This window comes from Halorubrum sp. SP3 (assembly GCF_005435195.1).
Taxonomy (GTDB): domain Archaea; phylum Halobacteriota; class Halobacteria; order Halobacteriales; family Haloferacaceae; genus Halorubrum; species Halorubrum sodomense.
This window is the reverse complement of the sequence record NZ_SGTU01000507.1, coordinates 1-330: the sequence shown is the minus strand read 5'-3', so window position 1 is coordinate 330 and position 330 is coordinate 1. Positions and strand designations below refer to the sequence as shown.

General features: G+C 41.8%; 1 protein-coding gene. It reads left to right on the top strand.

Translation table 11 applies throughout. The features are described 5' to 3' along the window. Positions 1-330: pentapeptide repeat-containing protein (locus tag EXE42_RS20935; RefSeq protein WP_199240813.1), on the top strand; the 330-nt coding region annotated here is incomplete at both ends.

The following is a 330-nucleotide window of genomic DNA, read 5'->3' as shown; positions in this document are numbered from 1 at the left end:
ATTGTGATCTTCACAACGCAACATTCCATGCCAGTAAGCTGGACCGTACACAATTCGTAAACTCAAACCTTCGAAACACCGATCTCCGAAACGCAATTCTAAATCGAACTGAGTTCGATAATGTCCGGATTGATGATCAAACACAGATTGATTCTTACCTAGTTCAGGAGTACCTTGCTGATCGGTACAGTGAAGGGGAGTATGACGAGAAGAGCATCAATGATATCACTCAATATCTACATAAGAGGCGCGACAAAATCCCAATTGATTTTGAAAGTGAGAGATCTGACAGGGGAATACTGACACGTCTATCTCATTCAGTGACTAGAT